The 2,398-nt window shown below is 72.3% G+C and carries 3 protein-coding genes; 2 read left to right on the top strand and 1 reads right to left on the bottom strand.

The genetic code is table 11. The annotated features are described in order from the left end of the window. The first annotated feature begins 45 nt into the window (after positions 1–45). Together rfbC and GL263_RS25145 are read left to right on the top strand one after the other, a co-directional pair. Complete coding sequence (gene rfbC / locus GL263_RS25150; RefSeq protein WP_182858038.1) at positions 46–597, top strand: dTDP-4-dehydrorhamnose 3,5-epimerase; 552 nt, start codon at positions 46–48, stop codon at positions 595–597. A 7-nt stretch (positions 598–604) separates the two neighbouring features. Beyond that, positions 605–1,930 carry a glutamate-1-semialdehyde 2,1-aminomutase gene (locus GL263_RS25145; RefSeq protein WP_182858037.1) on the top strand — a complete coding sequence of 442 codons (1,326 nt, stop codon included), beginning with the start codon at positions 605–607 and terminating at the stop codon, positions 1,928–1,930. Here the strand turns inward: GL263_RS25145 and GL263_RS25140 are convergent. Beyond that, on the bottom strand, positions 1,902–2,398 hold a 497-nt coding region (locus tag GL263_RS25140; RefSeq protein ID WP_182858036.1), incomplete at its 5' end, for a phosphatase PAP2 family protein. The genes GL263_RS25145 and GL263_RS25140 overlap by 29 nt on opposite strands.

The raw sequence follows: 2,398 nt of genomic DNA, 5'->3' as shown, positions 1-2,398 counted from the left end.
CGACCACACCGACCACGTCCACCCCGACGCCCAGCGGAAGGCACCATGAAAGCGAGCGAAGTCCCGGCCATCGCCGGAGCGTTCCTGTTCGAGCCGACCCCGCACACCGACACACGCGGCTTCTTCTCCCGCACCTTCGACGCCGACGTCCTCCGCTCGGTCGGCCTGGACCCGAACGCCTTTGTCCAGGACAGCGTCTCCCGTTCGGCCCGCGGCGTGCTGCGCGGCCTGCACCTGCGCTCCGGCGCCGGCGAGGCCAAACTCGTGCGGTGCTCGTACGGGAGGATCTTCGACGTCGTCGTGGACCTGCGCCCGGACTCCCCGACCTACCGGCACCACGCCTCCTTCGAACTCTCCGACACCACGCAGGTGACCCTGTACGTCCCGGCCGGCTGCGCGCACGGCTTCCAGGCCCTCACCGAACCCGCCGACGTGTCCTACCGCATCAACCGCCCGCACGACCCGGCCGAGGACGTGACGATCGCCCACGACGACCCGGAACTCGCCATCCCCTGGCCCCTCCCCGCCACGTCGATGTCCCCGCGGGACCGGGAGGCACCGAGCCTCGCGGTGGCCCTGAAGCAGATGGGGCGGTGAAGTCACCGTGACCGCACCCGAGTTCTCGCTCCCCCGCTCCCGCGCCGCGAACGAGCGGCTGCACGCCCTGATCCCCGGCGGCGCCCACACCTACGCCAAGGGCGACGACCAGTATCCCGCCGGTCTCGCCCCGGTCATCAGCCACGGGCGCGGCGCCCACGTGTGGGACGTCGACGGCAACCGCTACATCGAGTACGGCTCCGGTCTACGATCGGTCAGCCTCGGACACGCCCACCCCCGGGTCACCGAGGCGGTGCGGCGGCAACTCGACCGAGGCAGCAACTTCGTCCGGCCGTCCATCCTCGAAGTCGAGGCCGCCGAACGGTTCCTCGCCACGGTGCCGACCGCCGAGATGGTGAAGTTCGCCAAGAACGGCTCCGACGCCACCACAGCCGCCGTTCGCCTCGCCCGCGCCGCCACCGGACGCCCGCTGGTGGCCGTCTGCGCCGACCACCCCTTCTTCTCCGTCGACGACTGGTTCATCGGCACCACCCCGATGTCCGCCGGCGTTCCGGCCGCCACCACGAGCCTCACCGTGACCTTCCCCTACGGAGACCTGACCGCCACGGAAGACCTCCTCAACCGCCACCGGGACGAGATCGCCTGCCTCCTCCTCGAACCCGCCACCCACACCGAACCCCCGCCCGGCTACCTCGCCGGCCTGCGTGAACTCGCCGACCGGCACGGCTGCGTGCTTGTCTTCGACGAGATGATCACCGGCCTGCGCTGGTCCGAGGCGGGCGCCCAGGGCCTGTACGGCGTTGTCCCCGACCTCTCCACCTTCGGCAAGGCACTCGGCAACGGCTTTGCCGTCTCCGCCCTCGCCGGCCGCCGCGCCCTGATGGAACAGGGCGGGCTACGCCACTCCCATGACCGCGTCTTCCTCCTCTCCACCACCCACGGCGCCGAGACACACTCCCTCGCCGCCGCGATGGCCGTCCTCACCACCTACGTCGAGGAGGGCATCACCGCCCGTCTGCACCACCTCGGCGAGCGGCTCGCCGCCGGCGTCCGCGACGCGGCCGCCGCGATGGGCGTCCAGGACCACGTCCTCGTCCGGGGCCGGGCCAGCAACCTCGTCTTCGCCACCCTCGACGAGAACCGCCAACCGTCCCAGCACTACCGCACCCTCTTCCTGCGCCAACTCCTCACCGCCGGCGTACTGGCCCCGTCCTTTGTCGTGAGCAGCTCGCTCGACGACGCCGACATCCGCCACACCGTCGACGCCGTCGCCGACGCGTGCGCCGTCTACCGCAAGGCACTCGACGCCGGCGACCCCACGCCCTGGCTCGTCGGCCGCCCGGTCAAACCCGTCTTCCGCCACCGGGTTTGACGCCCCCGGGGTCCCGGCGGCGAGCCTCCGCCGCCCGATCGACCAGCCACGCGACCGCCGGGACCACCGCAAACGCCGTGCCCATCCCACCGACGGCGTCGGTCGGATAGTGCGCCCCCAGAGCGACCTGCGCCCACCCCATCGCCGTGCCGGCGACCAACCCGGCGGCGAGCACGAGCAAGGTCCCGCCCGTCCTCCCGAGTCCCAGCCGCCCAGCCACCAGCAGCGCCACCACCAGCGCAAACGCGGTGAGGAACGCGGTGTGCCCACTCGGATAGGCCAGGTTCCCCTCGTAGATGGTGCGCCCCACCAGCGGCTTGAGCAGCCTTGTCACCCCCACCGCCACACCCGTCCCCGCGACGAGGAGCACCGCCGCGCGAGGCCACCGAAGCACCAGACACCCCGCCACCCCCACCGCGACGAGCAGCGCCGCCCCCACCGGCTCCCCCAGGAAGTCCGTCCCCAGAG

Origin of the sequence: Streptomyces durbertensis (assembly GCF_014156695.1) — a bacterium.
Classification (GTDB): domain Bacteria; phylum Actinomycetota; class Actinomycetes; order Streptomycetales; family Streptomycetaceae; genus Streptomyces; species Streptomyces durbertensis.
Note: the sequence above shows the minus strand (reverse complement) of the source record. Positions and strands in the feature narration are given on the sequence as shown.